The organism is Snodgrassella sp. W8124, assembly GCF_016100875.1.
Classification (GTDB): domain Bacteria; phylum Pseudomonadota; class Gammaproteobacteria; order Burkholderiales; family Neisseriaceae; genus Snodgrassella; species Snodgrassella alvi.
In genome coordinates, this window is sequence record NZ_JACFRP010000009.1 from 1 (window position 1) to 4,225 (window position 4,225).

General features: G+C 28.4%; 3 protein-coding genes. All 3 read left to right on the plus strand.

Annotated elements, in window-relative coordinates:
• The first annotated feature begins 533 nt into the window (after positions 1–533).
• Positions 534–2,123 (plus strand): DNA methyltransferase, encoded by a 1,590-nt coding sequence (locus H3U73_RS10545; protein WP_198190518.1) that lies wholly within the window; start codon positions 534–536, stop codon positions 2,121–2,123.
• Between the two features lie 126 nt (positions 2,124–2,249).
• On the plus strand, positions 2,250–3,038 hold the full coding sequence (locus tag H3U73_RS10550; RefSeq protein WP_084563905.1) for a TdeIII family type II restriction endonuclease: 789 nt from the start codon (positions 2,250–2,252) through the stop codon (positions 3,036–3,038).
• 16 nt (positions 3,039–3,054) lie between these two features.
• The gene (locus H3U73_RS10555; RefSeq protein ID WP_084563903.1) at positions 3,055–4,122 is read left to right on the plus strand and encodes a TdeIII family type II restriction endonuclease; all 1,068 of its coding nucleotides are present in this window, start codon (positions 3,055–3,057) and stop codon (positions 4,120–4,122) included.
• Positions 4,123–4,225 lie beyond the last annotated feature (103 nt).

Sequence of the window (4,225 nt, forward strand, 5' to 3'; positions counted from 1 at the left end):
TCCGCGAGATAAAGAAATCCGCCGTAAAGCCAATGTTATTTTACGGCGAATGGGTTCTGCACAATTGCCGGATAATGACCAGTAATTGCAAAGAGTATTGGTTAATTAGTCACTCCGGATTAACCGCGTCGGTGTAAATTTTCTACTTCATCCGGTATTCTGATACATCTACCATAGATCTTTATTGGATTGCAGAAAGTGGTACTATAGTTTAAACGAACTTGGAAATTAACCAACTATTTTAATTAAAAATACTAAGTTCATAACATTACGCTCGAACTGAGTAGCAAAATTTATACGGGTAATTATATTTAAATACAGATTAAAGTTTAACTGATAATTATAGAGGTAAACGTATTAAAGAAAATTATTATTAACTATTTAGTTGTGAATAATAAATTAGTTTAACTAAGTTGAAGTATTATATTCTAATCTATTTAAACTGATTCTAATAAAAATAATAACAATATTATTGGACCTTTAAACTCCAAAAGGTATAATAGATATCAGTTATAAATGGCATAGACTAAGAAATGAAAAATGATCTTTTAAGTACGAAAGATGCTAGTGTCTGGGCATCTAAATTTTTAGAAAAAAATGTTACTTCATCAAATATTAATTATTTGGTTACCTACGGGAAAATAACTAAATATAAAGAAAATGGAAAGATATATATATCCAAATCCGAATTAGAAGAATATTATAGTTCTCAAAGTTATAAAAAAGAAAAATGGAAAGAAAAATTAGGGGCTGATTTAAACTGGGATTTGTCTTTTGATTCAATAAAAGAATCAGAAACAACTAAACATGTGCATCGTTTACATCCCTATAAAGGTAAATTTATTCCTCAACTTGTTGAGTATTTTTTAGATGAACATACGGATGTTTATAAAAAAGAAAGCTATTTCAAAAAAGGTGATATTGTTTTAGATCCTTTTTGTGGAAGTGGCACAACTCTAGTTCAAGCTAACGAGTTAGGTTTAGATGCGATAGGGATAGATATTTCAGAATTTAATGCAATGATTTCTGAATGTAAAGTATCAAAACATTCATTAAATAAATTGAAATGTGAAATTGATAAATTGACTAAATTACTGGAAAATTTTGAAAAATCTCATTTTTTGTTAGATTTTGAAAATGAATTAAATGAAAAACTTAATACATTTAATAATAAATATTTTCCAAGTCCTGAATATAAGCGCCAAATTAAGCTTGGCGTAATTGACGGTAAAATTTTTGGTAAAGAAAAAGAACAGCTATTTTTAACAACTTATAATTCTTTAATAAAAAAATATGGTATTGAATTAACTCAAACCAGTCATGAATCATTTATTGATAAATGGTTTATTAAGTATATTCGTGATGAATTGGAATTTATTTCAAGAGAAATAGATAAATTAGAGGATACGAATATTAAAAATGTTTTGAGAATAATATTAAGTCGTACTATGCGTTCATGTAGAGCGACTACTCATTCGGATTTGGCAACACTTAAACAAGCCATTGTTTCAACTTATTACTGTACTAAACATTTTAAAATATGTAAGCCATTACTTTCGATTTTAAAATGGTGGAAATCTTACAGTAAAGATACACTACAAAGATTGTCTGATTTCGAGAAGTTAAAGACCAATACCACTCAAATATGTTTAGTTGGAGATAGTCGGCATATTGATATTAAAACAGAAATTTCAAAAATTTCCCCTGATTTTGCTAAAAAAATTGAGAAAAATAAAATTCGAGGTATTTTCTCAAGTCCTCCTTATGTTGGAATAATTGATTATCATGAGCAACATGCCTATTCTTATGATCTATTTAATTTAGAGAGAAAAGATGATGAAGAAATAGGGCCTCTTTTTAAAGGTAAAGGTAAAGTTGCTAGAGAAAACTATGTTATAGGTATTTCAAATGTGCTATTAAATTGTAAAAAATTTCTAGTTAAAGATTATGATGTTTTTTTAGTTTCTAATGATAATTTTAATTTATATCCTTTGATAGCGGAACGAGCTGGAATGGTTATTATTAATCAATATAAAAGACCAGTTTTAAATAGGACAGAAAAAGATAAGAATGCTTATGCAGAAATAATATTTCATTTAAAAGATATAGGTGGGAAAGAATGAATAAAATGCTTCTAATTTATTTACTAAATTAACTAATTTTTTAAAAAATGATTATTTATTTGAAGGAAAAGCTTTTTATTTTGCTCCAAAAGTAACTTAACTTTTAAAAGAACTTGGTGAATTCGAATGGTAATAGGTGAACAACAGATAACTGATATTGAAAATGTTTTGAAATCTGCTTTAAGAAAAAAATTTCAAAATTACAAACCAGAACCTGCCGCTATGCCTTTTCATACAAGGTTGTTAGGACAAGATAGGTTAGCTTTATTTTCATTCATACATTCTTTGAATACTAGCTTTGGAACAAGTATTTTTGAACCAGTAGCTGTTGCTCTTGCATCATCACGGTTTTTGAAGGCTGAAACTCAAGTTGATGCTGGAACTCAGATAAGTGAATTAGCTTTATATGAAATTCAAAAGATTATGGATAATCTAACTGCTGCCTATGAGAAGCCTAATAAACTAGATGAAATTGAAATTTTACGTAATGTATGTCAGTCAGGGAAGATGAGAAAGGTAAAATTAACTAAAGTTGATGTAGCTTTGAAAGATCGAGATGGCTGTTTACATTTTTTTGATATAAAAACTGCTAAACCTAATAAAGGCGGATTTAAAGAGTTTAAAAGAACTCTACTCGAATGGGTTGCTTGTTTATTAGCTGATAATCCAGAGGCCAATATTAATACATATATAGCAATACCTTATAATCCATATGATCCGAAACCATATTCTCGTTGGACTATGGCTGGAATGTTAGATCTAGAAAATGAATTAAAAGTTGCTGAAGAGTTTTGGAACTTTTTAGGTGGTGAAAAAACATTTAATATTTTATTAGATTGTTTTGAGCGAGTAGGTATTGAATTAAGGTCTGAAATAGATGAGTATTTTTCTAGATTTAGTCCATTAAAAAGTTAATCAAGAGGTTTTAGGTGTGACTCTTACAAGTGAAAAAAAACAAAAAATCGCAGAAGTAATTATTGAAATATTAGATAGTCGTTTTCAAAATTTTCCAGGAAATGCACTTTCAAATAGAAATGCTCCATTTCATGAGGCTTTTTTAACTGCTTTTTCTGATAAAATCCAAGATAAAATAAAATCAGATATTCCTGTTTTCATTAGTTTAACAAGCTGGTTTCATGGCTTAAATACAACATTAGGCCAAAAATTTTTTGAATCAGTAGCGCATATTTTAAGCGATGGCTGCAAGTGTAATTTTACTGCGTCTAAAGATAAATTATTAAAAATAACACATAATCAAGATTATAATATTTCACATATAATAGCAAGACTAAGTAGAGAGGACGTTAAACCTGATGTAGCCAACGAAAATTATTTAATATTTGCTAAAGAGGATTCATCTGAATTAATTGATGCATGGAAGTTTACTGTAGACGTTTTTATCGAAGATAAGGATAAAATTACATGTATTGAATTGAAATCTGTTAAACCAAATGCTGGAGAAATGAGAGGAGAAAAGACAAAAATTTTACAAGCAAAAGCTGCTTTATTTCGAGAGTTTCCAAATAAAAAGGTTGAGTTTTTCATTGGCTTCCCTTTTGACCCAACAAGTGATGCCGCTTCACCAACTTCTTTTGATAAAAATCGCTTTATGAACTCAATTATTAATTTGAATAATTATTTTTCTTCAGAAGAGGTTCTATTATCCAGTGAATTATGGGATTTTCTATCTGGAAAGAAAGAAACAATGGAAGAAATACTTTCTATAATTAGAGATATTGCAACACCTGATTTTTTGAATAACCTTGAATTCTTAAAAAATAAATCTAATAAAATTAATTCATTACAAAAATACCTTTATTTGCTCAATAAGTGGCATTTAAAGTCAGAGATTGAATTATTAAACTATGATAAAAATCTTCTGGAGAAAATTAAGTCTGATGAACGATCAACTCGTATATATAATCAACCTATTTTTAATCCTAAAGCAGTATATAATAGGTCAAGGTATGAACATTTAAGTAAGTTGATCAGTAAATAATTCTAAATTAAAAACTTAATTACATTGATCATCCGCGAGATAAAGAAATCCGCCGTAAAGCCAATGTTATTTTACGGCGAATGGGTTCTGCACAATTGCCGGA